The organism is Alteribacter natronophilus (assembly GCF_006007885.1).
GTDB lineage: Bacteria > Bacillota > Bacilli > Bacillales > Salisediminibacteriaceae > Alteribacter > Alteribacter natronophilus.
In genome coordinates this window covers 83,624-105,131 of the sequence record NZ_VCRO01000001.1, presented here as the reverse complement: position 1 = coordinate 105,131, position 21,508 = coordinate 83,624, and the positions used below count along the sequence as shown (strand labels likewise).

The following is a 21,508-nucleotide window of genomic DNA, read 5'->3' as shown; positions in this document are numbered from 1 at the left end:
CTAACTTTATAGTAAAGCGCTTACATTTATTTCTTAAAAGCAAGCACTGTCGCCAGCACTTAAAGACTTTTTTCTGAAGTGTCCTGTCTTCCCTGATCGAGCATCTTGTTCCCGCGTATCTTGTCGTTAGTCAGATGCATCTCAATAGCCTCTGCAGCTCGTTCCTTGTCACGTTCTGTGATAGAGTTGAAAATCATTTTGTGTTCTTCGAGGATCTCCTTGTTATGGGATTCATCCCTCAGGATCATTCCTCTGTAAATCAGTAGAACGGAACGCACCTGGTTTACCAGCTGGATAAGTCTTTTGTTGGAACAGCAGTCAATCACCAGCCTGTGAAATTCAGCATTCAGTTCAAGAATTTTCTTGTGGTTGCTGCCTTCACTGTTTATTTCCTTTTCAGAATGCTCGAGAACTTTGTTAATTTCCTGAAGCTGATCATCAGTTGCTTCTTCTGCTACGAGACGAATAACCTCTTTTTCAAGGTAAAGCCTGCAGTCACAAAGCTCCTCAAAATCCTTTGCGTCAATTTTGACTACTCGGAGACCGGCCTTGTCGTTTTCCAGAAGTCCTTCTATCTGGAGCTGGCGAAGCGCTTCCCGCAGCGGCGTGCGGCTGATCTGATATTGTTCCGCAAGCTGACCTGATACGATCCGCGATCCCGGGGCCAGTTTTCCAGTCAGAATGTTATCTTTTATATCTTCATAAACCTGTTCGTACAAAGGCTTTTGAAACGTAATTCCTTTCAAAAGAAACCCTCCTTAGCATTTGTGTGTACGGTGTACTGGATCCAGGACCCTGTGTGTTGAATCCTATGTTACTGAATTATTTGAAAAGTGTCAACAATTTGTCACAAATTAATTCTCAACTCCTCTTTTTCCATGGATTAAATAGTCTTGATTGAAAGTGGAAGAAGGTTTAGAGCGTCAAAAAACTTCGGCTTATATAGCCGAAGTTTTAAGAATTAAATAGGTGATATACAAAATACTGTTTGGGATCAGAGAGTAATTCCGAAGAATTCTGTATTGAGATAAATGATTCCCGGACCCCTTACCGATCCCTGATCCAGAACCGGTTCACCACATTCCCGTCCTCTTCCACGAAGTCATCGGCACGTATGCCGCCGTTTTTTTCAATCGTCCGGCGCGAGGCTTCGTTTACCTCGTCGCAGACAACGAGAACGTCTTCCACTCCGAGTTTACGGAGTTTGTTGAGAGAAAGGGCCAGAATCTCTGTGGCATAGCCTTTCCGCCTTTCCCCGGGACGGATGCCGTAGCCGACATGCCCGCCGCTTGTCTTGAGAAACGGCGTCAGGGCGTGGCGGATATTCACCGCTCCGACAATCCGGTCCTCACCGTTTACGAGCCAGTAGGTGGAGTCCCTGACCCACCCTTCCTTCAGGTCGATGCCGTTATGGTTGTTATGGAGAAAAGTCACCATCGCTTTAAAATCCGATGGATCCTTCTCCACTACCCACGGGATTATGTCCTCCCCGCTTTCTTTCCAGTCCCGGTAAAAAGCGAGATATTCCTCTTCCCACGATTCTTCCGGAATCACGAGCCTTACCCGATCAGTCATCTGTACTGCCTCCAATCTGGTTGATCTGTTTTACTGCATCCACAGCTTCCCCGATCGTTTCAACGGGGACCACTGTGATAGAGATCTGTTCTTCTGTTTTTGCCTGTTCAGCGTCAGCCCGGTTCGCTTCCGGTACGATAATGTGGGAGAAGCTGTGCTCGTTGGAAGTGAGCATTTTTTCCCTGATCCCGCCCACCCCGCTCACCGTGCCGTCTGACTCCATGGCTCCGGTAACGCCTACGGGCACGTGGTTCTCGAGTTCATTCCTGTGCACCATCGCCTGCAGGGCAAGAGCGAGACCGGCACTGTTTCCCTGAAGGTTGTCGCGCTCAAAAAAATCATCGGTAAACGAAAGATCGGAAAATCCATAGTCTCTAAGATTGTTCTCTGTTTCCGCGAGGCCGTCCGCTCTTAAACCCGCCAGCTGTGCGAGCTCGATGTTTTTACTTCTGTAGCGGTCCCGGTTCGTAATCGGCTCAAGCTTGTAAAAGTCTATGCCCTGAGCCTCCATCCCCTCCATCAGCCAGGCTTCATCCCGGATGTAGGCGATCGGCAGAATGCTGACAGGGAGTATGTGAATGCCTGAGTCCCCCGGAAGATCGATCGGTTCCATGTAGCCTGTCGCGTTGAAGGTGTCCCCTTCGTAGGCGAGAACGCGGAAGTCGAATATGACAAGAACCGCAAAGACAACCGTTCCCGTTGCGAGCATGACAGCCGGTGTCTTCTTCCTTACCGCCGTTACGAGAAAAGCAGTACTGAAGACGGCAAAAGTGAGAAGCAGCGCACCGGTAAAGAGGAAGCCGTTGATCGTGTCGGTTAAGTATAATGTGAGAAAAACAGAGTAGGCAAACGCTGAAACGAGCAGGCCAATGGCGATGCCTGCCCATTTCGGCCGATTGGAAACGTTCATGGGAATCGTCCTTTCGTGGTGTGATGGCTCCGGTCTCCGGTGCGCGTCAGATACTTGTGAGCGGAAAAAAGCAGTTTATGAGCGGAGTTTACCTATTTATGAACGTAAATGAGCAGTAATTGATCGAAAACCAATAACGTGAAAAAACAACTGTTAAAGTTAAATGTTACCATATACAATTGTTTTATAGAATTATAATTATGACTTTGTCCGGTAATCTCTTAAAAGGAGGCAGTATCATTGAGACGATTACTCGCAGTTCCTGCAGCTTTGTTTCTCACCGCATGCATGAGTCAGACTGAAACAGATATTGAGCCCTACCCCTACAGTCACCACTCAGACGATAGGATGATTGGATCGATCGTCAGTGTGGATGGTGAAGGCGTTTCAGTAGACATTAGTGAATGGGCACAGCGTCAGGAGGAGTACCCTACAGAGCAGGGATACGCCTATTTGGCGGAAATAACGGAAGACACAGAGATCGTGTTTGAGGACGGGCAGGATGCCGGCCGGGACGACTTGAAGCTGAGGCAGAAAGTTCTGGTAAACCCGCCAATGAAGGTCGAAAACGAAGGAACAGCAGAGGAAATCGTACTTCTGAAGATGACGGATGAGGAGATTTACAGCCCTGTTTATTCCCATATTGACGATAAGGTGAACCTGGTACTTCTATACGAAGAAGGGGAACCTCCCTCCCAGGAAAAGGATATAGAAACGATCATGAGACAGGTTGAGGAGTCGATCGTGGCCGGTTCGTTTCCCTATGAGGAGAACGATGTGGCTGATTATAAGCGGACGTTCGGCATCGACGAGTTTCCTTTTTATATTGTCGCTGACCGGGAGAATGTGCTGCTTACGACGAGTGAAGCTTCAGAAGTCTATGTATTTTTTGAGGAGAGGGAGGAATGAGAAGCCCCTTTCCGCAGCACAAAGAAAACGGCCCCCACATCATCCACAGGGGCCGTTCTTTACACGAGCGGCTCTTCTTTTTCAGAGGTTTCAACAAAGAAGGGCACTGTCATCATGGCCGCAGCTAAAAGCAGGGTCATTACTAAAGCGTAGGAAAGAAACGACATCTCAAATACGACACGAATCAGTATACCGGGCACGAGCACGACAAGCATAGCAGGAATGCCGGTTCTCAGGTTACTTTTCGTAGTTACATATTGTTTTTTCCCACAGGCAGGACAGTTTTTCCTGAACAGAAAACGCAGCCCTTCCCTATACGTAAATTGATGCCGGCATGACCAGCAAACTGGCAGTTTCATAGACTCACTCCTGTTCAAATTATACCCATATTATACCATAAGGAGGCAGACTGATTATGAAAAAAATACAGCTTGCAGACGGGCGGACGGTGGAGACAGAATGCCTCAGCTGTGCCTTGACAACAGGTACGGTGGAGCCTGACGGCGGCGTAATCCTTGAAACAGAGCACTTCCACGCTCACCAGGATGTGGCCTATCCCATCGAGGGGCTCGTGATCCTCGCCTCAAAAAGGCACGTTACCTGCCTCGATCAACTGACCGATGAGGAGCGTGCGGATTACATCAATACATTAACGCAGATCCGGCGTGCTCAGAGGCAGGTACTCGGGATCGAACATGTCTACTATTTCTACAACGAAGACACCACCCACCACTTTCACACGTGGATGGTGCCCCGGTATGAGTGGATGTACGAATTCGGCCGCTCGGTGGAGTCGGTCAGGCCTGTACTCCTTCACGCCCGCCGCGAAATGAACGGAGGCGAAAACCTGGCAAAAGTAAGAGAGGCGATCCTAAAACTTTCAATTGGACTTAACAGGAACAGCTGAGCCTTAAGGCCGTGTTTTTGAGCGAAAAACCAGGTGCTTCAATCTCCCCTTATTTTTGTCCCCTCCGGTCTCTCGATCTGATTTAACCTGTAAACAAACTCTCCCTCACGATCCTGTTTGAAGGCCTGTATAACCATGAAGTATTCTTCTCCCTCTTCTATGAGGTTAAAGATCCTTTCGTCTTCAATGTCAACTCTGTATCTTTCAGTATCTTCCCGCGAATCGTAAGCGTTATAGACTGTGATCCACATTTCCGTGTACCTTCCCGGTTCTATGTGGAACTCCTTTTCTTCGATGATCACACCGCCAAAACCGTGACTCGGGTACGCCGTGTCGTCTTTGATAAAAATGAAGTAAACAAATGAGATCATTACGATGCAGGCAAGCAGGACGATTACAATCCATTTCCTATAAATACCGGACCACCCCCTAAATTACGATTGCTGTTTCACTCCTCTAAAATGCCTATGCAAACTTTAACACAATTACCCATATCACGCTTTTGTTTCCAGAAGAAAAGCAGACGACATCTCGTTGATGATTTACACGTAGGGTACAAAATCGTAAATCGAGAATCATTTGCACTGAAAAAAGACACGAATCCTCGTGCCTTTCATATTGTCTTACCTAATGCTCTCCATTTTTTGAATTAATTAATGTCTGTAGTTCGCATTCATATTATCTATATCGGGAATTCTTTATTAGGTCCCACACCGGCCGTGCTTCACTCTACTGTGTTTCCACTTCGAACATAGCGTATGTATATCCTTTTAATTGTCTGCTGTTATCTAACCATTGTGCAATAACCAAATACTTTGTTTCCTGCTTGTATGGTGTAAATGTATTGTCTTCTATAAACGTATTATAACCAACACCTTTGTCAGTAATAGCAAAGTAACCATACCTATCTGCTTCAGTTCCTTCATGAGTTATTAAAAACAGTGCATCTTCTTTGATGATGTTCGTTGGCATTTTGTCCTTATCAATATTACTGAAACCAAACCCAAGATCTTCATTTGAACAGTTATCCCAACACACAACACCTGTTATTCGTTCTAACTCTTCAGGTGATTCACTAACTTCGATATTAAGGCTGGGGGCGCTCTCTGATATCTCTGTATCACCATCCTGCAGATTACAAGCAGAGAGTAAAGTGATCAAAAGAATAATAAAACACAGCTTCTCCATTCTACCAACCTCCAGCACAACAACTATAGGGACTTTAATTCGAACATAGTCAGCACTTGCGAAAACAAATGAGTAAATCAGTTAATCTCTCATCACCTGCTTTTACCACTACTCCCCGAGGGAAAAATTCAGTTTTTATACTTACGGATCAGGCCGATGACAATGACAGCAATGATGGCCGCCAGAGTGAACTGGGCCGAGATCTGGACAATACCGAAAAAGTAATCCGGGTAACTCCTTGCAGATGTCTGTATTACGTCTCCACTTTGGCTCGTCACATACCGGTCCGTAAACGCCAGCAGAACGAGAAAGGAAACTGCAAAGGAGTAGACTCCTGTTTTTACAATCAGGCGTTCCACGCTCGCTCACCTCCTATACACTCTATGATTTTCTCTCTGCTGCAGGACCACTGTGCTCCGGCTCCTCTTTAGGCAGAAGGCTTGTCACGGCAAAGCTTAATACCGCGAGGACAAAAATCAGGATAAACACCGTATGAAGACCGGCGCCGAGAATCTCGGGAGCCACGGTCGCCCCGTTGAGCGTCTCGCCCCCGATAAACTGATTCAGCACAGTACCAAGGATCGTGATCCCAAGTGTCTGGCCGAGCGTACGGAGAAACGCATTAGAGCTGGCCGCGGAACCGCGGTTTTCCCAGCCGACAGACGACTGGACGATGACCGTGAAGATCGTCATCGACAGGCCAAAGCCCGTTCCTACGAAAAACATAATCACGATGAGCACCCAGTTCGGTGTTCCGGCGGAAATCATCGTAAGCCCGAACGTGCTGAGGGCAATAATCGCCGTTCCGGTCATGCAGATCGTTTTTGCCCTGAACTGCCCGAGAATCCGGCTGGCATAAAAGGCTGCCAGAGGCCAGCCGAGGCTCATTGGAATGAGCGTCAGCCCCGAATAGGTGGCCGGCAGCTCCAGCACGCCCTGTACCCAGAGCGGCAGGTATGCCGTAAGACCGATCAGCATCATCCCGAGAAGAAGCCCGTTGGCGTTGGCGGTAACAAGATGACGGTTTTTAAACAGGTGAACCGGCACGAGAGGTTCACGGACACGGAACTGCACGATGAGGAAAACGGCGAGAAAAACAACGGCCGTTCCAAGCAGCACGAACATGAGCGGCTCGTTCCAGGCAATTTCGTTTCCACCTGATAAAAGGGCATACAGAAGGGCCCCGGTTCCGATGATAAACGTGATCGCTCCTCCGTAATCGATGGAGTGCTTCTTTTTCTCCAGCTTTTCCTCCAGGTTGCGCCCGATCAGATACATGCTCACAAGGCCGAACGGAATGTTCATGAAGAAAATCCAGTGCCACGTGAAAAAGTCGACGGTAAACCCGCCAACAAGAGGCCCGAAAATCCCGGCGATGCCCCAGATCGATCCGATAATCGCCTGTGCCCTGGCCCGCTGTTTGTAGCTGAACACGTCGCCGACGATCGTGAACACCATCGGCATAAGCGCTCCTGCTCCGATTCCCTGGACGGCACGGAACGCGATAAGCTGCTCCATTGTCTGGGAAAAGCCGCAGAGGGCGGACCCTGTGAGAAACAGGATCGTTCCGGTGATAAAAATCTTCTTTCGGCCGAACAGGTCGGCCAGTTTGCCGAAAATCGGCGTCATAACCGCATATGTAAGCAGGTAAATGGCAAACACCCAGCTGATCAGATCCAGTCCCCCGAGATCCTGGGTGATGCTTGGCATAGCTGTACTGATAACCGTCACTTCGATCGCCGCAAGGAAGGTGGCAATGAGAAGCGCGGTCACAATTCTGCGCTGATATGAATCCATTTCGTTCCCCTCTTTTAACGCACCAGCCTCTCTTTCGCCGCAGCTGAGAAGGCTCGTGTTTTCTCTCTTGTAAACTCATTCCAGTATAGCAGATTCACAGGGAAGGCGCTGTTCAAATTGCGAACAGCGCCTTCGGTATTAATATTACACTTCATAGATTTTCGGAGTGAAGTCCCTGTTGTTCATCAAAGATTGTTACTTCAGTCGAAGCTCCTCCTCCAGCACCCTCAGAACATCGTGCGGACCTTCCGATTTATTGGAAGTAATCACAGCTTTAAAATCATCGTTTGGGTACCAGGCCGATGCAAAACTTACCCCCGGGTCAAAGCCCATTACGTGGAAAATGCCGATTTTCCCACGCCGTTCTCCGATCCAGATGCCGTAACCGTAATAATCCCCTTCTCCTGTCTCCACTTGAGGTGTAATAATGGTCCTCGTCATTTCCTCCCCAAGCAGACGGTGTTCTGCAAGACCATCCCACAGTTTCATCATATCTCCTGCAGTGACGTAGGCTCCGCCGTCCGCACCGCCTTTTACCGGAAGGGAATAATGGTTCGTGCGCCATCTGCCATCGTCATCTTCAATATAGCCGATCGCCGTGTTGCCGGGCAGGCTGTCGAAGGAAAAGTAACCAGACATCTCCATTCCGCACGGTTTGAATATTTCCGTTTCCACGTAGTCATCAAAACGTCTTCCCGACAGCGCTTCCACGATCAGACCAAGGAGAATGTAGCCGGCGTTGTTGTAATGAAACCGCTCACCGGGCTGAAACATCATTGCACCGTTCTGAAAAAGCGGCAGAAAATCTTCTCCTGTCCGGATACGATACATAGGCCAGCTCCTCCAGAGATCCTCAAAATCATCCATTTCCTCTTCATCGAAGTAATCGGGCACACCGGAAGTGTGGGTTAACAGATGCTTTACAGTAACGTGCGGGTGGAAGTTGGGAAACGAATAATCCAGACAGTCTGCCAGTCTGGTATCAAAGGAAAGTTTTCCTTTCTCAACCAGCTGGCAGACGGCGATGGCCGTAAACAACTTACAGCCTGAAGCGATTCCGAAGCGAGTATCCGTGCTATTTACCCGCTGATTCGCCCGGTCAGCAAAGCCAAAAGCCTTATCCACCAGCGTTTTTCCTTCTTTTTTGGCCATGATTACACCTGAAAAACCGGCTTCCTTACAAAACCTGTCTATTTTATTATTAAGTGTCACTGTTTTTTCACCTTTTTCGTATGAACTGCGTCCAGTGTTTCAGTTGACATATGTGCGGTTTTGGGACTCATTTCCAGTCTACATGAGTTTCATCGCTTCTACTACCCTGGTCTATGAGTTTTTTCGCAGCTGGAACCATTTTAAGAACGGGAATTTCTTTCGGGCTGGATATGGTAAACTGGGCAGGAAGGAGTGGGCCCTTATGACAATCAATCTTGCAGCTAAATACATCCTTGTTCTTTCAGCTATCACCATCATCCTCCTGTTTACCGGCTGGATCACCGCCACCGTCCGCCTGGACTGGAGCACTCATCCGATGTTTGCCCACACAGGGGAAATGACATATTACCTCGGAGCACTCGTGCCGGCCATCGTATATGGCCTTTTTGGTGCGGCTCTTGGAAAAACAGGCAGAACCGCCGGGGAAAAAGCAGAATTCGATAAGACCGGTTTTCTGATCTTAGGCCTGCCACTCGCGGTGACAGCACTTTTTATCTATATGATGCATTCCCTATCAATCACCTTTCCTGCCGATGCAGGATCAGGATATCTGTGGTCTGTCTTTTATCACACTTCTGTACTTTCCTTAATTGTCACGGGTTTTCTTCTGGCGCAGGGGTTCTTCGCAAAGGAGCACAGCATTGGATCTGCCCCCTTTAGGGAGCGTGTCTTTATTCTGATTACTTTAATCGGAGTGCTGATCGGGAACGGGTGGCTTGTAATGGTGGATCCAACCTTCCATCTGGCGTACGTACTGTTCGGACTTTTCCTCGCGGTTCTGCGGCGCCGACTGCAGAAAAAAAGACCCGGCACGTGGCGGGTAAACTGGCATGTGGCTCTCTTTATCGCCATGCCGCTTCTTGCAGCCCCCTATGTGATCGGTCTTTTCCCGGCAGAGGCCATCCAGATGGAACTTATTTTCCTGATGATATTTTCTGGATTTATTCTTGGGATGAGTGTGTACAAAGCGGAGCACAACAGCTGATAAAAGCGGGCGCGCTGGGTGATGCCGCCCGCCTGAATACATCGATTATTCCATTTTTTCCGTCTGGACCGCTTCACGCAGAGGCGGACTGGACTCCAGCACGTCACCGTCCGGGTGGTATTCCACTCAGTCATAACCACCTGTCGGTTCGGGCAGCGCCTGATATTCCGGTCTCGGCTCGATGATGTCTGAAACGAGGAAATCCATGAACGATTCCCATCGGGTTGTTGCCTCTGTTTCGCATGAGGTGTTCCAGCTGTCACGGAATTCTTCGCCGTCTGCCTGTAAAACGAGCTGGTAGCTGTGGTGGGGATCGCTGCAGGTACTTCCTTCGGTATTGTCAGACACACCAAGGACATCCGCCTCCCGCATGTTCGTGTAGATCCTCTCCATCTCCTCATCAGTAAGCACCATTTCCGTCGTAACCTGACCGTCCTCAATCAGATCTTTTGTAAACGTGTCCTCGAAGGTGTTCAATTCGTTTTGTGCTCCATAACCGAAGTGAAGGGAAAAGTTGAAATCGTCCGGTTTTTCATCAGGCATCCACGCTTCCGATTCCGTTTCGCAGGCTCCCAGAAAAAAGCAGAACCCCAGTAAACACCACACGTGCTTTTTCATTGAGACCCTCCCTCATGGATAAAATTGTTAGTTTCATAATATCACAGAACGCCACTTTTACAGCAGAGGCAAAAGAGGCTCGGACAGAAGTGTTTTAATAGATGAAAATCCGAACAATCAATTCGTGTCGCAGGTAAATCGCTCCTGAAATATACGCCGCTTTCCGCGGGAAGCGGCTGAGCCTCCGCGTGCTTCGCACTGCGGGGTCTCACCTGCGCTTTTCCTCCCGCAGGAGTCGGCGAATATTTCATCCGCTTGTGAACTTTGTATTTGGATTCTAATCTAAACACTTTCTTTAAGTCCCAGCCTCGACTCGCTATTTCTGCGAAACCATCGTTGGCTCCACGATGTCCTTTCTCCGGTATACGTTCAGAATCAGCCCGAGAATCACCGCGTAAAACATGAGCATGCTGCCTCCGTAGCTGACAAATGGGAGAGATACGCCTGCAATCGGCATGAGCCCGAACGCCATCATGATATTCCAGACCGCTGGGACACTGAACATCGTGGCGCCGCCGATCACGAGAAGCCTTCCGAAGTGGTCCGGTGTTTTAGATGCATTGCGGCTGATCCGCCAGATAAAAGCAAGAAGTAGCAGACAGAGAAAGATGCCGAACACCCAGCCGAGGGCATAGACGAGATACGCAAACGCGAGATCGGTGTGGGCCTCAGGGATATTATGTCCGGTACTTAACAGACCGTTCCCGAACCACCCGGCCTGCGACAAAGCATCACGAACCAATACATAAATGTAGCCGTAATCGCTCGCATACGCAGCCGGATCGAGAAAGCCGCTAAGCCGGTCCAACATGTATGGTGGTGCTGTAATAAAGATTATGGCGAGCCCCATGACTGCAAAAACCAGATTGCCTGCCGCCATCTTCCTGAAAGTGCTGCGGTACCCACCCGCGAACAGGAACATGCCTGTTACAGACAATAAATAAATGATCGCGAGCACCACATGGGGCAGCGAGATGAAAATGAATACCGGAACCCAGAGCATCGCCGATAATCCGAGCTGCCATTTCCAGGTTCTGAACGTTTGAATGCTGCTGAAAATCCCAGCCCATGCAAGAAACAGAAACAGGAGCGCAAACATGCCTCCGTCAATGGTTAAGCCGCCAATTGCCAGCCACCTCTGCATCCCGTTCACACTGACACCGAAAAGAGCAGTCAATACAAGGAGAAACAGCCCTGCCGCGTAAAAAAGAAAGTGCCGCTTTGCGAGCCTGCGGTAATCAAAAAACAGCACGGAAACAAGAAAAACAAGGGCAATCGTATACCAGATGACCTGGCGCTCAAGAAAGTAGTAAGCCGGTAGGGATACATGGGAAGCTGCTCCAAAAGCTGTAAGTAGCCCGGCACCTGCGATCATGGCAAAAAGCGCAATGAGAATCCAGTCCATCCGCGGTTTATGGATCCGGTTGAGCCTGTCACCGACCGTGTACGGATTGCCCATCTGCTCAACAGCGAGCTCCTCCGCCTCATTTTCCGGATGGCCCCTCTTCCCGTAGGAATCCCGAAGCTCCTCCAGATGGCTGTGTAGTTCTTTTTTTATCATTGGGTGAGCCCCTCTTGCTTTTACACGGGAGGTCACTTTTAATAGAAATTCATCAAAAGCCTGTCTGCTCACAGCGCCGCCTCCTCGATCAGTTTTCTCAGAACAGGGCTTTGAACCGTGCTTTTCTCCTGGCTGGCGGCCAGATACTTCTTTCCTTTTCCGGTAAGGGCGTAGTATTTCCGGTCATTTTTCCAGGAAGCACTGAGAATTTCTTTGTTTTCCAGCATATGCAGAAGCGTGTAGAGCTCGCCTTCCTTCCTTTCGAAGGTGCGGTCATGCCTCTGAAATAGAATGACCGAAATGGCGTACCCGTCCCGCGCTTCAGTTTTGACGGACTGCAGGAGAGAAATGAGCGTTTCCTCCGACCAGGAAGCAAGCCCTGCGTGACGCTTCTTTTCGCGGATTGCCTCTTTTACGCCCTGTTTTCGTTCTTTTGAAAATGTAAGATTTTTGAACGTGTGATCACTCATGGCAGTTTTTACCTTCGATAACGGATCCTTCATTCCAATCCCTCCCTGCTTATCGCTTCCTTCAGCAGCTGGCGCGCCCGGACGAGCCTCGTTTTCAGCGTGCTTATATTTTCTCCAGTTACACCGCTGATTTCAGTGATGGTGAGCTCTTCGTAATAATGAAGAAACACCACTTCCCGGTATTTTACAGGCAGCGCCATAACAGCGTCGGCCAGCTGCTGTTCATCGTCTTTTGCTACCACCGTTTCCTCCACGTTTCGGTCTGGGGTGGGGATGCAGGAGAGTACTTTTTCATTAAGGGTCAGCTTTCTGTGATGCCAGCTTTTAAGATAATCTTTGAAATGGTTGGCCGCCACCCGGTACAGCCACGTTTTCAGTGATGACCTGCCGTTAAACTGGCCCAGTTTCTCGTAGCACTTTATAAAAACATCCTGGGTCAGATCCTCCGCCGTGGCTTCGTTTTTCACGTATGTATAAGCCAGATGCAAGATTCTGTCCCCGTAGGTGCTGATCAATTGATCCACGATCTCTTCCCTGTGTTCCAGACTATCGCCTGCTATTCTGTCAAACTCAATCTCCGCTTCATTCACCGGTGTTTCACCTCTCTTTCTGTCTCTGTCTATTAGACGACGGAGGACGGTTAATGGTTGGTGGGTCCTCTGATTTTTTCTGTCTTAGTTCGATTTACTTGTACTTTTTTAATTTTATCTGTAAATCAGATTTTCTTGTACTTATTTGATTTTTTCTGTACTTATTCAGATTTACTTGTACTTAGCTGTATTCCGGGCTGCTTCGGGCCGGGAAACCATGTAAAAGCCTTCCGCACAGACTGCGGAAGGCTTTCTCGACTGCTTATTTCAGAAGACCCTGGACATCTTCCTCCATTTTTTTCGGCGATGTCTGCGGTGAGTAGCGCTTAACGACGGTTCCGTCTCTGTCCACGAGAAACTTTGTGAAATTCCACTTAATCTCGGAGCTGAGAACCCCTTTCTGAGAGGCTTTCAGATGTTTGTAAAGGGGATGTGCATCGTCGCCGTTTACCTTAATTTTTGCAAACAGGGGAAACGTGACGCCGAAATCCCGCTCGCAGGCAGCCGTCATTTCATCGTCCGACAGCGGCTCCTGGTTCATAAACTGGTTGCACGGAAAACCGAGAACGGCGAGGCCGTCATCTTTATACGTCTGATGCAGCCGCTCGAGCTCCTTAAACTGTCCCGAAAGACCGCACTTGGTAGCCGTGTTCACAATCACCATCGGCTGGCCTTTGTAGTTTTCCAGAGATACTTCCTCCCCGTCCGGTTTTTGAACTGAGAAATCGTGTACAGTTTCCGGCATTGAAATCTCCTCCCTGGCGTTATGATTTCTTTTATCATAAGCCCGGCCGGGCCCACTTAAAAGCGATTTGCTCAATCCCTTAAAGGGGGAAGCATTCCAAAGAAATCGGTCGCAAATAGAACAGATACGATAATGAGGAGCATTGACAGCTGGCTTGCAGTCAAAATCCACGCTTTTTTCTCTTCCGCATACTTCCATTCCATGACTGTCTGGAGCGCAGTAACGGCAATCGCATACCCAAAAAACAAGTGATGGAGATTAATGGTCGGCTGGTCCATTACACGCAGGCCCAAAAATAATAACCAGTAACCGAAAACGGCAGCTACAAACACTCCCCTCAACGACCAGTCAATACGTTTATGAAGATTATTCATATGGTTATAGCTGAAGTACGGCTTTTTCTCCAACTTCAGCATCATGCGCATGCCTTCGTATGATAAATATCCAATTGCAAAGATGCCTGCGATACTCCCAAAAAGAATCAGCCAGAAGTATTCGGGCAGGCCGTATGTATACATTGGTGACATGATCATTCCTCCCCTGAACAGAATAACGGATTTTCCGGCTTTTCAGGAAAACACTCTGGAAATAATCACTGAAAAAGCCAGAAAAAATCAGTTATGTAGAGAGCAATAAGTATCACAGCCAATAAAGCAAGCTCACTTAATGTGAGAATCCAGCGGTTTCTTTCTTCTGCAAACTTCCACTCCATAAATACCTGAAAGGCCGTAATCAGTAAGCCAAACCCAATAGCCACATGATGGAGTTGGAAGGCGGGCATTTCCATCGGATTCAACATCAATAAGTAAGCACCGTAACCCAGTGTCACTGTCAAAAACGTGCCTCTCAGTATCCAGTCGATTCGCTTATGTAACGTGTTTTCATATTCATAGTTGAAAATAAAAGTCGATTTTTTTCAAGCTTTAAAAGCCTCCGCATGCCTTCGTGAAAATAATAGAAGACCGCTAAAATAACAGTCATGATCAGAATAAACGGCATTCAGAAATTTTCAACCTTCCAGTAACCGCGTCCGTACATCATTATCTCCCCCCTCTTCATCTTTACGAACAGGGAAAAATATGGTTTTCAGCGGTCAGCGCATTTCCTGTCTGATTCTCTTTGGTATCATTACCACTTCAGTGTTCAGATCCACCGGTCTGAACGTTGGATCGATGCATTCCTCCCAGTAATCGAGGTGCTTCTTATCCACCCAGTGGGCGGATTCCTGCACGTCCTGGCCACCTTCACCCTGCACAGAATACCAGTATAGGTAGTCCCGCCCGTCCAGGGTTTCATGAAAAATCGTTTCCACGTACATTTTCTCGTCTTCCAGGGTAAGCAGGACATACTCCAAGTGCTCATTTAGAAAAGCGATCCATTCCCTTGCTTTGTCCATTTTTCCCTCTTTTACTCTGAATCTTGTTAACTCTACCAACATACCCTCCACCACTTCCGTTTACTATTTTATAAACAAATATAATATAAGTTTATAAAAAGACACTTCGCGTCGCAAACTTTACTCCCTACATCCTCAGGATTTTTTTCACAATGTAGGACAGATGGAGAAACACAAGTGACGCGGCAATCCCCAGGAAAAGAAACAGAGCGGCCTGATCCCAGACAATCCCGTACGGGTTAAACAAAGAGATGAAGAACCAGACATTCACCACGATCCCGCCAAGGGTGTAAACCGCGAGTTCTGCAGGGTAGCGGTGTCTGCGCTTTACCTTACTGACGACACCGTCCAGAATCATGGAGTAGGGAATGCCTCCAAAAAGAAATACCGCAAGGGAATACGCTCCGTAGAGGAGAAACAGTTCAGCAAACGAGAAATAGGCCACGCCTTCCATCTGCTGTGTCTCTGGGGTGTAAATGATCCAGGCTGCTGCACCGGAAAACACCAATGCGGAAAACAATGCGGTCAAAAGTTTCTGCAGCAATCTGGCTTTAGGGAGATAAAAAAACTCGGCCAGACCTTTTGTCACCTGTTTCTCCTCCCCGAAATCCTCTAGAGCAGCGTTAACGGCTTCCTGTTCCGACTTGCCCTGATCCTTATAATCCTGAACTTTATCCAGCAGATGGTCCCGCATTTCGGCTTTTGAATCTTTAATTTCCTCCGGCTCTCCCTCTGCGTTTTTGTACACCCTGTTTAAATAAGCGTCAATCTGCTTCATTTTTACTTCCCCCTTCTAAAAATGAATCCATCACTTTTTTCATCTGCTCCCACTCCAGGCACCGCTCCCTGAAGCCGTTTTTGCCTTTATCAGTTAACCGGTAATACTTTCTTCGACCGCCACGCCCCTGTTCGTCCCCCCAGTAGGACTTGATCCAGCTGTTCTTTTCCAGCCGCTTCAGTGACATGTAAAGTGTCGCTTCCTTTAAAACGAATGCGTCTCCGCTCTGCTCTTTCACCCGTTTCGACAGCTCATAGCCGTACATATCCTCTTTGATTAAAAGAGAAAGAATGAGCGTATCAATATGCCCTTTAAGGACTTCCTTGTTTATTTCCAACGTATTCACCTCTTGGTTTTATAATACCTTATATTGCGAGGTATTAAAAGAAAAAAATGGATGGAATCCAAATCGCTTCCATCCACCTCCGGTTTAACGCCGTCTGTAGTCTGTGACCTCTTCGATGAATATGATAGCGTCGTATTGTTCTTCAGGGACGAGCCCGTAATCCCAGTGACCATTCTCGTGTGCAGTTAGGGTGTCGGTCATCCATTCACCGTCGTAATTATTAAAATCCACAAAAAGTTTCTCCTGCTCGTAACCGGATAAGATAAATTCCAGCTCATCCGTTGACTGTTTTGGCTCGATTCTGTCCATGCCGCCCCCGAGAAGGAGTTCTCCCTGGTTGAAATACAGCCCAACATAATAAGCAGCTTCCCCGTAGGCTTCGTGCGCAAGTGTGCCAAGTACAAGAGGCGGCGGGTAGTAGAGCATTCTATTCCCTTCGTCTGTCTGTTCAATAAGTTCAGCCTGTTTCTGAATGTGCGCGTTATGTCCCCACACAATAATTTTTTCATCGGGGTTCTCCTCCAGAAGTGCATCAAGTTCATTGAACATCGCCAGATCCCTTCTGGAAAAATAGTCCTGATACACGCCTTCAATGTCGTAATCAGCGAGAAAATCAGGCGTAAAATCCTCCAGCACAGCGATTCTGCCTTCAATAAAACGGAGCACATCATCGTCCGCTTCAGTTTCCTGAAGTTCCGCCAGGAGACTCTCGTAATCTGCCTTCATCTCCTGAGCTTCGCCGAGATCGGCTTTTTGTTCATGTTCAAATGGAAGAGCGTTCATGTAAGGAAGGAACGTGCCTTCGATTTCGATAAATTCATTCGCAAGGTCTTCATTGACATTTTCAATCCGGGACTTCAGCAGCTGCTGAAATCCCATCCTCTCGATCCGTCTTTCATTTACCACCACCGGCAGCGGGTCGAGTCCCCTTATGTTCAGCGAAGTGTTTCCGGCATACCCGATCAGGTCTTTCATTTCGGGAGTGTGCCATCCAAAATGCACCATCTGCTCCAGCATGAACTGGTCGTCATATTCATCCCAGTAGTGGTTCAGATAATCGATTTCATTTTTTCCACTCTCCATGGCAAGGGTTGTATAGTCGTGCTGCTCGTGCAGGTACTTTACCAGCGCTGCCTTTACGGTGGTAAATTCCCTTGAGATATGAGTGGATTCACCGAGAAAGATGATCTGTCGGTCTTCAATGTAGGCATCCACAAAGGAAAAATCGTACTCGTCTTCCTCATATGTAATGGCGTGGAGCCCGCCGTCGGTATCGCTGCAGGCACCTAAAGCAAATACGAAAACAATCAGCAGAAACAATTTCATATAAACTCCCCTATATGGTAAATTATGATAATTGAAGTTTACCATAAACAGCCGCCGGAAACTGAAAGACACAAAAAAATCCGGGTTTCAATAACCCGGATTTTGCACAAATATTGTTTAATGAAACGACCGGCTGAACAGACGGTCAATCTCTTCATTGATGTGTTTCTTCTGGTCTGCGGAGAATCTCCCTTTTCCGATCACACTGAGCTTATAGACTCCGGGGTCGGACACTTTTTTCCGGGCAAAGCCTGCTACTGCCTTCCTGTCAGGGTCGCTCACATGAAAGAACACGCCATCCTCCTCAACCGCGTTGATCCTCACCAGCATTCCAGACCACCCCTTTGTGTGATTTTACTGCTTTTTACCCGGAAAAAGACCAATTAAAACCTCATCTGCCGAGGCAAAATCAGTACCACTTCGGCACCAGGCGGGTGAACTGCTCATGATCGTCCATCACCCGCAGGACATACTGGTAAATCCGCCTGTAATTCTCCTCTCCCATCGTCTTCCCCCACACGAGGGATGAAATGACATGAACGGCGCTGTAGTAGGAATACAGCTCCCAGAAGCCGTCACCCTCGAAGGCATTTTCCCTGTATCCGTCCAGGGCTCCTCTGGAAAAAGGAATACTGGTATTTACAGCAAAAAAGCCGAGTTTCTGGAGATCGTGCGCCGGATCACCCCAGTCCATCCGCTGAAAATCGATGAGCCCGGCAAACTGCCCGTCACGAAAAATCAGGTTGGACGGGAGAAAGTCGTCGTGCTGAAACCGGGTCGGGCGATCCTTCATGAGATATTCATTTTCCTGAACATAAGTGATAAGCGCCGCTTTCATTCCGGGGTCCACATCCAGTTCCAGAAGACCCTTTATGTAACGGTCGTTTTTCTTCTTTTTTGCCTCGTACCAGGACGGTGTTTCCGGAGGTGCCTGGAACCGATGCAGCCGGCTCAGCTCGACAGCTGCCTCGTATCCCGCCCTGTACTGGGCATGCTCTGTCATGTACGGGAGGGCCGCTTCACCGTCCTCCCCGGCCTGAAACCCGAGGACCATGTAATGGCGGTCCTCCCCAGGCATTCTTCCGAAATCATAGACGACGGGGATGCGCTCAGAGTACCTTGAAAGCGCCCGGAGTGTCTGGAACTCCTGCTCCCGCCGGGCACTCTCCTCACTGGAGAAAATACGTACCAGCCGGGTTCCGTCCACGACGTACTTTTCGTCAAACGAGAAGCCTTTCTCGATTTTCCGAATTGAGGCCGCCCGATTCAGTCCCGGGAGTCTTCTGATCCGTTCGATCACTTTTTCCTCAATCATTGGGATTCACCTTTTCTCATAATTCCCCACCCTTTCTGTTTATGCATTTACGAGTGTGAGTGCGGAAAGTTTCATGCCGTTCCTTCATGGTCCAGGGTCGACGAACAATTACTGCACTGAGTTTGTGAGATTTCTCTAATCCGGCTTGAACCCGGCTCATTGGCCAGCTACTGCACGGTTTTTCACAGTTTTAAAGGGGCTCATCTGTTGACGCACTTCAATTATTAATATAGAATCCTTATGAGTTTACTAGGTTTTAAAGTGGGAGGTTATCATGAAAGTCACACTTGAAAATGTACATAAATCTTTTCCGAAGGGAAAATCAGAAAAACTGGAAGTACTCCGGGATATAGATATTCAAATCAAGGAGGGGGAATTCGTTTCCCTGTTAGGGCCTTCAGGGTGCGGTAAGTCGACAATACTGAACCTGATCGCAGGACTTGATAAACCGAATTCCGGTTCGGTCAAAATTAACGGGGAACTTGTTAAAGGTCCCGGGACTGACCGGGTTGTTGTATTTCAGCAGGGTGGTTTATTCCCGTGGATGAATGTATTGGATAATGTCACGTTTGGACTGCGGATTAAAAAAATGACCAGGCAGGAAGCCGAAGAAAAAGCAATGGATGCTCTGCGCTTAGTCCATCTCGGTAATTATGCAAATAACTACCCGCATGAACTTTCCGGAGGTATGAAGCAGCGTGTGGCCATTGCCAGAGCACTTGTCATGGATCCGGATGTTCTCCTGATGGATGAACCTTTTGCAGCGCTTGATGAGCAGACCCGGCTTATCCTTCATCAGGAGCTTCAGGAAATCTGGGCGAAAACAGGCAAGACCATTTTGTTTATCACCCATAATATCCGGGAGGCACTGACCCTTTCAGGAAGAGTGCTCCTTATGAGTACAAGGCCCGGCCAGGTAAAAAGTTCTTTTACTGTTAAAGCGGCAAGACCGAGAGATCCTTCAGACAGCGTTATTGTCCATTTGGAGAAGAAGATCATGGGTGAACTGGAAGAGGAAATGGAAAAAGTTCTGAAGGAGGAATTCGGAGATGACTACCGCTTTAAGACGAGTGCTATTCGTGATCGTGATCATAGCCGCATGGGAGATCATATCTAAAACTGACTTATTTCCGGCATTTATGTGGCCGCCGTTATTCATCCCGAATGTTCCAGGCGGCCCCACTGTTTTCGGGACACTTATTAATGGGTTAATTACCGGGCAAATCCTTAATGCCACCGGGGTGACACTCGGTAGAATGCTGCTCGGTTTTGTCATTGCCATTGTCCTGGGGCTTACATTCGGTTACTTAATCTCCCGTTATAAATGGATTGATGATACCCTTGGATTTTTCGTTACAGCTCTCCAGTCGATTCCAAGTATCGTCTGGTTTCCACTTGCCATCGTCTGGTTTGGACTTGGCTTTGTGTCGATTCTCTTTATTGTGACGATTGGTGCGACTTGGACGATGACGGTTAATTCCAGTACAGGATTCAAGAACGTTCCCAGTCTTTACATAAATGCAGCCAAAACATTGGGCTCCTCGGGCGGACATCTCGTCAGGAATGTCATACTGCCTGCATCCCTTCCGCATATTATCTCCGGACTGCGTGTGGCATGGGCTTTTGCATGGCGGGCTGTTATGGCAGCTGAACTGCTTGGAGGAAGCGGAGGACTCGGGTACCTGCTGAACGTCGGCCGCTCAATTCAATCGATGGATCTTGTGTTGGCAATCATGATCGTGATTGGTGTTATTGGAACTATTATGGATAATCAGGTATTTCTCAGAATGGAACGCTCAGTAGCAAGGAAATGGGGGACGAGAACATGAGGATAAAAAGAAATCTGAAACATTTTGCTTCAGCAGGTGCAGCGTTGTTTTTACTCGCAGGATGCGGCTCGGACGAAGAGGCAGATGAATTAACAATCGGGTATTTCCCGAATTTCACACATATTACAACTATAGTGGCGTTGGAGAACGGTTACTTTGAAGAGGAGCTGGGTGAACAGGTATCTATTGATACCAGCACTTTTCCAGACGGAAGTACCTTTATGGAAGCCATGTCAACAAACGAGATAGATGTGGGGACGGTTGGCCCTTCCCCTGCAACGCAGATTTATTTCAGAAACCCTGAACACAACATTATTGCCGGAGCAGTAAACGGAGGTGCTGTCCTGGCTGCCAGAAGCGATGCAGACATTAACAGTGTAGAGGATCTCGATGGAGCGAATGTTGCTATTCCCACAATTGGATCCACACAGGATATCATGCTGCGCGCTGAATTGGCAGAAGCCGGTCTGGCTCCCACTTCAGACGGGGGAACTGTCAATCTGATGCCTCAGGCACCGGCTGATACTTCCACACTCTTTTTGCAGGGAGATGTTGATGCCGCAGCAACCCAGGAACCGTGGGGCGTATATTTGGAAAACCAGGTTGATGCAGATATTATCCTCGATGAAGATGAATTTGCATGGGGCAGAGAATCCACTACTACAGTCGTTGTTTCACGAACATCCTACTCTGAAGCCAACCCTGAACTCATTGAAGGCTATTTGCGGGCTCACCTCAGAGCAATTGATTATATAGAGGAAAATCAGGAGGATGCTGTACAGACGTTTATTACTCACATTGAAGACATCACCGGAAGCGAACTCGATTTTGAGGAAACATTGGAAGCTAGTAACCGCCTTAACCCTACTTATGAAATTAACGAAGACGTTCTGCAGGAGATGGCGACGATCAGTTATGAAGCAGAATATGCAAGTTCTGATGAGATTGACGGTCTTGTAAATTATACGTATCTGGACGCTGTACTGAATGACGATTAATGATGTAAAAGCGCGGGGCATACTGACCCTGCGCTTTTTTCTTTCCATAAAGA

28 protein-coding genes are annotated in these 21,508 nt (G+C 48.1%); 6 read left to right on the top strand and 22 right to left on the bottom strand.

Annotated elements, in window-relative coordinates; genetic code table 11:
* Nucleotides 1-59: 59 nt before the first annotated feature.
* The 3 genes from FGB90_RS00570 to FGB90_RS00560 form a co-directional block, all read right to left on the bottom strand.
* Nucleotides 60-746: a GntR family transcriptional regulator gene (locus tag FGB90_RS00570; RefSeq protein WP_138808616.1), complete on the bottom strand. Its 687-nt coding sequence runs from the start codon at nucleotides 744-746 to the stop codon at nucleotides 60-62.
* 301 nt (nucleotides 747-1,047) lie between these two features.
* On the bottom strand, nucleotides 1,048-1,575 hold the full coding sequence (locus FGB90_RS00565; RefSeq protein WP_138808614.1) for a GNAT family N-acetyltransferase: 528 nt from the start codon (nucleotides 1,573-1,575) through the stop codon (nucleotides 1,048-1,050).
* On the bottom strand, nucleotides 1,568-2,485 hold the full coding sequence (locus FGB90_RS00560) for a S16 family serine protease (protein WP_138808612.1): 918 nt from the start codon (nucleotides 2,483-2,485) through the stop codon (nucleotides 1,568-1,570). The genes FGB90_RS00565 and FGB90_RS00560 overlap by 8 nt, the downstream gene beginning before the upstream one ends.
* A gap of 240 nt (nucleotides 2,486-2,725) precedes the next feature.
* On the opposite strand from FGB90_RS00560, the gene FGB90_RS00555 reads away from it, so the two are divergent.
* Entirely contained in the window at nucleotides 2,726-3,394 is a 669-nt protein-coding gene (locus tag FGB90_RS00555; protein ID WP_138808610.1) for a hypothetical protein, read from the top strand.
* A gap of 59 nt (nucleotides 3,395-3,453) precedes the next feature.
* Here FGB90_RS00555 and FGB90_RS00550 read toward each other — a convergent pair whose 3' ends face one another.
* On the bottom strand, nucleotides 3,454-3,753 hold the full coding sequence (locus tag FGB90_RS00550; protein ID WP_138808608.1) for a TIGR04104 family putative zinc finger protein: 300 nt from the start codon (nucleotides 3,751-3,753) through the stop codon (nucleotides 3,454-3,456).
* 56 nt (nucleotides 3,754-3,809) lie between these two features.
* On the opposite strand from FGB90_RS00550, the gene FGB90_RS00545 reads away from it, so the two are divergent.
* Nucleotides 3,810-4,301, top strand: coding sequence for an HIT family protein (locus tag FGB90_RS00545; protein WP_138808606.1), 492 nt, complete (start codon nucleotides 3,810-3,812; stop codon nucleotides 4,299-4,301).
* Between the two features lie 38 nt (nucleotides 4,302-4,339).
* Here FGB90_RS00545 and FGB90_RS00540 read toward each other — a convergent pair whose 3' ends face one another.
* The 5 genes from FGB90_RS00540 to FGB90_RS00520 form a co-directional block, all read right to left on the bottom strand.
* Nucleotides 4,340-4,603, bottom strand: a complete 264-nt coding sequence (locus FGB90_RS00540; RefSeq protein ID WP_138808604.1) for a hypothetical protein — start codon at nucleotides 4,601-4,603, stop codon at nucleotides 4,340-4,342.
* Between the two features lie 427 nt (nucleotides 4,604-5,030).
* Nucleotides 5,031-5,489 (bottom strand): hypothetical protein, encoded by a 459-nt coding sequence (locus tag FGB90_RS00535; protein ID WP_138808603.1) that lies wholly within the window; start codon nucleotides 5,487-5,489, stop codon nucleotides 5,031-5,033.
* Between the two features lie 128 nt (nucleotides 5,490-5,617).
* On the bottom strand, nucleotides 5,618-5,848 hold the full coding sequence (locus FGB90_RS00530; protein WP_138808601.1) for a hypothetical protein: 231 nt from the start codon (nucleotides 5,846-5,848) through the stop codon (nucleotides 5,618-5,620).
* Between the two features lie 22 nt (nucleotides 5,849-5,870).
* A complete protein-coding gene (locus tag FGB90_RS00525) occupies nucleotides 5,871-7,286 on the bottom strand; it encodes an MDR family MFS transporter (RefSeq protein WP_138808599.1) in 1,416 nt (471 codons plus the stop codon).
* Nucleotides 7,287-7,481: 195 nt separating this feature from the next.
* Nucleotides 7,482-8,498 carry a serine hydrolase domain-containing protein gene (locus tag FGB90_RS00520; protein ID WP_246055988.1) on the bottom strand — a complete coding sequence of 339 codons (1,017 nt, stop codon included), beginning with the start codon at nucleotides 8,496-8,498 and terminating at the stop codon, nucleotides 7,482-7,484.
* Between the two features lie 202 nt (nucleotides 8,499-8,700).
* Between FGB90_RS00520 and FGB90_RS00515 the strand changes: the two genes are divergently transcribed.
* Nucleotides 8,701-9,483: a hypothetical protein gene (locus tag FGB90_RS00515; protein WP_138808597.1), complete on the top strand. Its 783-nt coding sequence runs from the start codon at nucleotides 8,701-8,703 to the stop codon at nucleotides 9,481-9,483.
* A 126-nt stretch (nucleotides 9,484-9,609) separates the two neighbouring features.
* On the opposite strand, the gene FGB90_RS00510 is transcribed toward FGB90_RS00515, so the two are convergent.
* The 13 genes from FGB90_RS00510 to FGB90_RS00450 form a co-directional block, all read right to left on the bottom strand.
* Nucleotides 9,610-10,101 (bottom strand): hypothetical protein, encoded by a 492-nt coding sequence (locus FGB90_RS00510; RefSeq protein ID WP_138808595.1) that lies wholly within the window; start codon nucleotides 10,099-10,101, stop codon nucleotides 9,610-9,612.
* 316 nt (nucleotides 10,102-10,417) lie between these two features.
* Entirely contained in the window at nucleotides 10,418-11,734 is a 1,317-nt protein-coding gene (locus FGB90_RS00505) for an FtsW/RodA/SpoVE family cell cycle protein (protein WP_138808593.1), read from the bottom strand.
* Nucleotides 11,731-12,165 (bottom strand): PadR family transcriptional regulator, encoded by a 435-nt coding sequence (locus FGB90_RS00500; RefSeq protein ID WP_138808588.1) that lies wholly within the window; start codon nucleotides 12,163-12,165, stop codon nucleotides 11,731-11,733. The genes FGB90_RS00505 and FGB90_RS00500 overlap by 4 nt, the downstream gene beginning before the upstream one ends.
* A complete protein-coding gene (locus FGB90_RS00495) occupies nucleotides 12,162-12,722 on the bottom strand; it encodes a sigma-70 family RNA polymerase sigma factor (RefSeq protein WP_246055986.1) in 561 nt (186 codons plus the stop codon). The genes FGB90_RS00500 and FGB90_RS00495 overlap by 4 nt, the downstream gene beginning before the upstream one ends.
* A 262-nt stretch (nucleotides 12,723-12,984) precedes the next feature.
* Nucleotides 12,985-13,467, bottom strand: a complete 483-nt coding sequence (locus tag FGB90_RS00490; RefSeq protein ID WP_138808586.1) for a glutathione peroxidase — start codon at nucleotides 13,465-13,467, stop codon at nucleotides 12,985-12,987.
* A gap of 71 nt (nucleotides 13,468-13,538) precedes the next feature.
* Nucleotides 13,539-13,994, bottom strand: coding sequence for a DUF4181 domain-containing protein (locus FGB90_RS00485; RefSeq protein ID WP_171051644.1), 456 nt, complete (start codon nucleotides 13,992-13,994; stop codon nucleotides 13,539-13,541).
* A 65-nt stretch (nucleotides 13,995-14,059) separates the two neighbouring features.
* A complete protein-coding gene (locus FGB90_RS00480; RefSeq protein WP_138808583.1) occupies nucleotides 14,060-14,368 on the bottom strand; it encodes a DUF4181 domain-containing protein in 309 nt (102 codons plus the stop codon).
* A gap of 192 nt (nucleotides 14,369-14,560) precedes the next feature.
* A complete protein-coding gene (locus FGB90_RS00475; RefSeq protein WP_138808581.1) occupies nucleotides 14,561-14,905 on the bottom strand; it encodes a DUF6176 family protein in 345 nt (114 codons plus the stop codon).
* An 85-nt stretch (nucleotides 14,906-14,990) separates the two neighbouring features.
* Nucleotides 14,991-15,641, bottom strand: a complete 651-nt coding sequence (locus FGB90_RS00470) for a permease prefix domain 1-containing protein (RefSeq protein ID WP_138808579.1) — start codon at nucleotides 15,639-15,641, stop codon at nucleotides 14,991-14,993.
* Nucleotides 15,628-15,978 (bottom strand): PadR family transcriptional regulator, encoded by a 351-nt coding sequence (locus FGB90_RS00465; RefSeq protein ID WP_138808578.1) that lies wholly within the window; start codon nucleotides 15,976-15,978, stop codon nucleotides 15,628-15,630. The genes FGB90_RS00470 and FGB90_RS00465 overlap by 14 nt, the downstream gene beginning before the upstream one ends.
* Before the next feature lie 93 nt (nucleotides 15,979-16,071).
* Complete coding sequence (locus FGB90_RS00460; RefSeq protein WP_171051643.1) at nucleotides 16,072-17,313, bottom strand: erythromycin esterase family protein; 1,242 nt, start codon at nucleotides 17,311-17,313, stop codon at nucleotides 16,072-16,074.
* Nucleotides 17,314-17,430: 117 nt separating this feature from the next.
* Nucleotides 17,431-17,643: a hypothetical protein gene (locus FGB90_RS00455; protein WP_138808574.1), complete on the bottom strand. Its 213-nt coding sequence runs from the start codon at nucleotides 17,641-17,643 to the stop codon at nucleotides 17,431-17,433.
* Between the two features lie 79 nt (nucleotides 17,644-17,722).
* A complete protein-coding gene (locus tag FGB90_RS00450) occupies nucleotides 17,723-18,628 on the bottom strand; it encodes an aminoglycoside phosphotransferase family protein (RefSeq protein WP_138808573.1) in 906 nt (301 codons plus the stop codon).
* Between the two features lie 274 nt (nucleotides 18,629-18,902).
* On the opposite strand from FGB90_RS00450, the gene FGB90_RS00445 reads away from it, so the two are divergent.
* The 3 genes from FGB90_RS00445 to FGB90_RS00435 are packed head-to-tail and all read left to right on the top strand — an operon-like array spanning nucleotide 18,903 to nucleotide 21,455.
* Complete coding sequence (locus tag FGB90_RS00445) at nucleotides 18,903-19,745, top strand: ABC transporter ATP-binding protein (RefSeq protein ID WP_138808571.1); 843 nt, start codon at nucleotides 18,903-18,905, stop codon at nucleotides 19,743-19,745.
* Entirely contained in the window at nucleotides 19,678-20,457 is a 780-nt protein-coding gene (locus FGB90_RS00440) for an ABC transporter permease (protein ID WP_138808569.1), read from the top strand. Before FGB90_RS00445 ends, FGB90_RS00440 begins: the two co-directional genes overlap by 68 nt.
* On the top strand, nucleotides 20,454-21,455 hold the full coding sequence (locus tag FGB90_RS00435) for an ABC transporter substrate-binding protein (protein ID WP_138808567.1): 1,002 nt from the start codon (nucleotides 20,454-20,456) through the stop codon (nucleotides 21,453-21,455). Before FGB90_RS00440 ends, FGB90_RS00435 begins: the two co-directional genes overlap by 4 nt.
* Nucleotides 21,456-21,508 lie beyond the last annotated feature (53 nt).

Excerpts from the sequence above, each read along its gene's own strand:
- FGB90_RS00550 (WP_138808608.1), bottom strand. The coding sequence starts at position 3,753 with ATGAAACTGCCAGTTTGCTGGTCATGCCGGCATCAATTTACGTATAGG.
- FGB90_RS00535 (WP_138808603.1), bottom strand. The coding sequence starts at position 5,489 with ATGGAGAAGCTGTGTTTTATTATTCTTTTGATCACTTTACTCTCTGCT.
- FGB90_RS00565 (WP_138808614.1), bottom strand. The coding sequence starts at position 1,575 with ATGACTGATCGGGTAAGGCTCGTGATTCCGGAAGAATCGTGGGAAGAG.
- FGB90_RS00475 (WP_138808581.1), bottom strand. The coding sequence starts at position 14,905 with ATGTTGGTAGAGTTAACAAGATTCAGAGTAAAAGAGGGAAAAATGGAC.
- FGB90_RS00485 (WP_171051644.1), bottom strand. The coding sequence starts at position 13,994 with ATGTCACCAATGTATACATACGGCCTGCCCGAATACTTCTGGCTGATT.
- FGB90_RS00560 (WP_138808612.1), bottom strand. The coding sequence starts at position 2,485 with ATGAACGTTTCCAATCGGCCGAAATGGGCAGGCATCGCCATTGGCCTG.
- FGB90_RS00545 (WP_138808606.1), top strand. The coding sequence starts at position 3,810 with ATGAAAAAAATACAGCTTGCAGACGGGCGGACGGTGGAGACAGAATGC.
- FGB90_RS00525 (WP_138808599.1), bottom strand. The coding sequence starts at position 7,286 with ATGGATTCATATCAGCGCAGAATTGTGACCGCGCTTCTCATTGCCACC.
- FGB90_RS00470 (WP_138808579.1), bottom strand. The coding sequence starts at position 15,641 with ATGAAGCAGATTGACGCTTATTTAAACAGGGTGTACAAAAACGCAGAG.
- FGB90_RS00445 (WP_138808571.1), top strand. The coding sequence starts at position 18,903 with ATGAAAGTCACACTTGAAAATGTACATAAATCTTTTCCGAAGGGAAAA.
- FGB90_RS00440 (WP_138808569.1), top strand. The coding sequence starts at position 19,678 with ATGACTACCGCTTTAAGACGAGTGCTATTCGTGATCGTGATCATAGCC.
- FGB90_RS00455 (WP_138808574.1), bottom strand. The coding sequence starts at position 17,643 with ATGCTGGTGAGGATCAACGCGGTTGAGGAGGATGGCGTGTTCTTTCAT.
- FGB90_RS00435 (WP_138808567.1), top strand. The coding sequence starts at position 20,454 with ATGAGGATAAAAAGAAATCTGAAACATTTTGCTTCAGCAGGTGCAGCG.
- FGB90_RS00490 (WP_138808586.1), bottom strand. The coding sequence starts at position 13,467 with ATGCCGGAAACTGTACACGATTTCTCAGTTCAAAAACCGGACGGGGAG.
- FGB90_RS00450 (WP_138808573.1), bottom strand. The coding sequence starts at position 18,628 with ATGATTGAGGAAAAAGTGATCGAACGGATCAGAAGACTCCCGGGACTG.
- FGB90_RS00460 (WP_171051643.1), bottom strand. The coding sequence starts at position 17,313 with ATGAAATTGTTTCTGCTGATTGTTTTCGTATTTGCTTTAGGTGCCTGC.
- FGB90_RS00510 (WP_138808595.1), bottom strand. The coding sequence starts at position 10,101 with ATGAAAAAGCACGTGTGGTGTTTACTGGGGTTCTGCTTTTTTCTGGGA.
- FGB90_RS00515 (WP_138808597.1), top strand. The coding sequence starts at position 8,701 with ATGACAATCAATCTTGCAGCTAAATACATCCTTGTTCTTTCAGCTATC.
- FGB90_RS00500 (WP_138808588.1), bottom strand. The coding sequence starts at position 12,165 with ATGAAGGATCCGTTATCGAAGGTAAAAACTGCCATGAGTGATCACACG.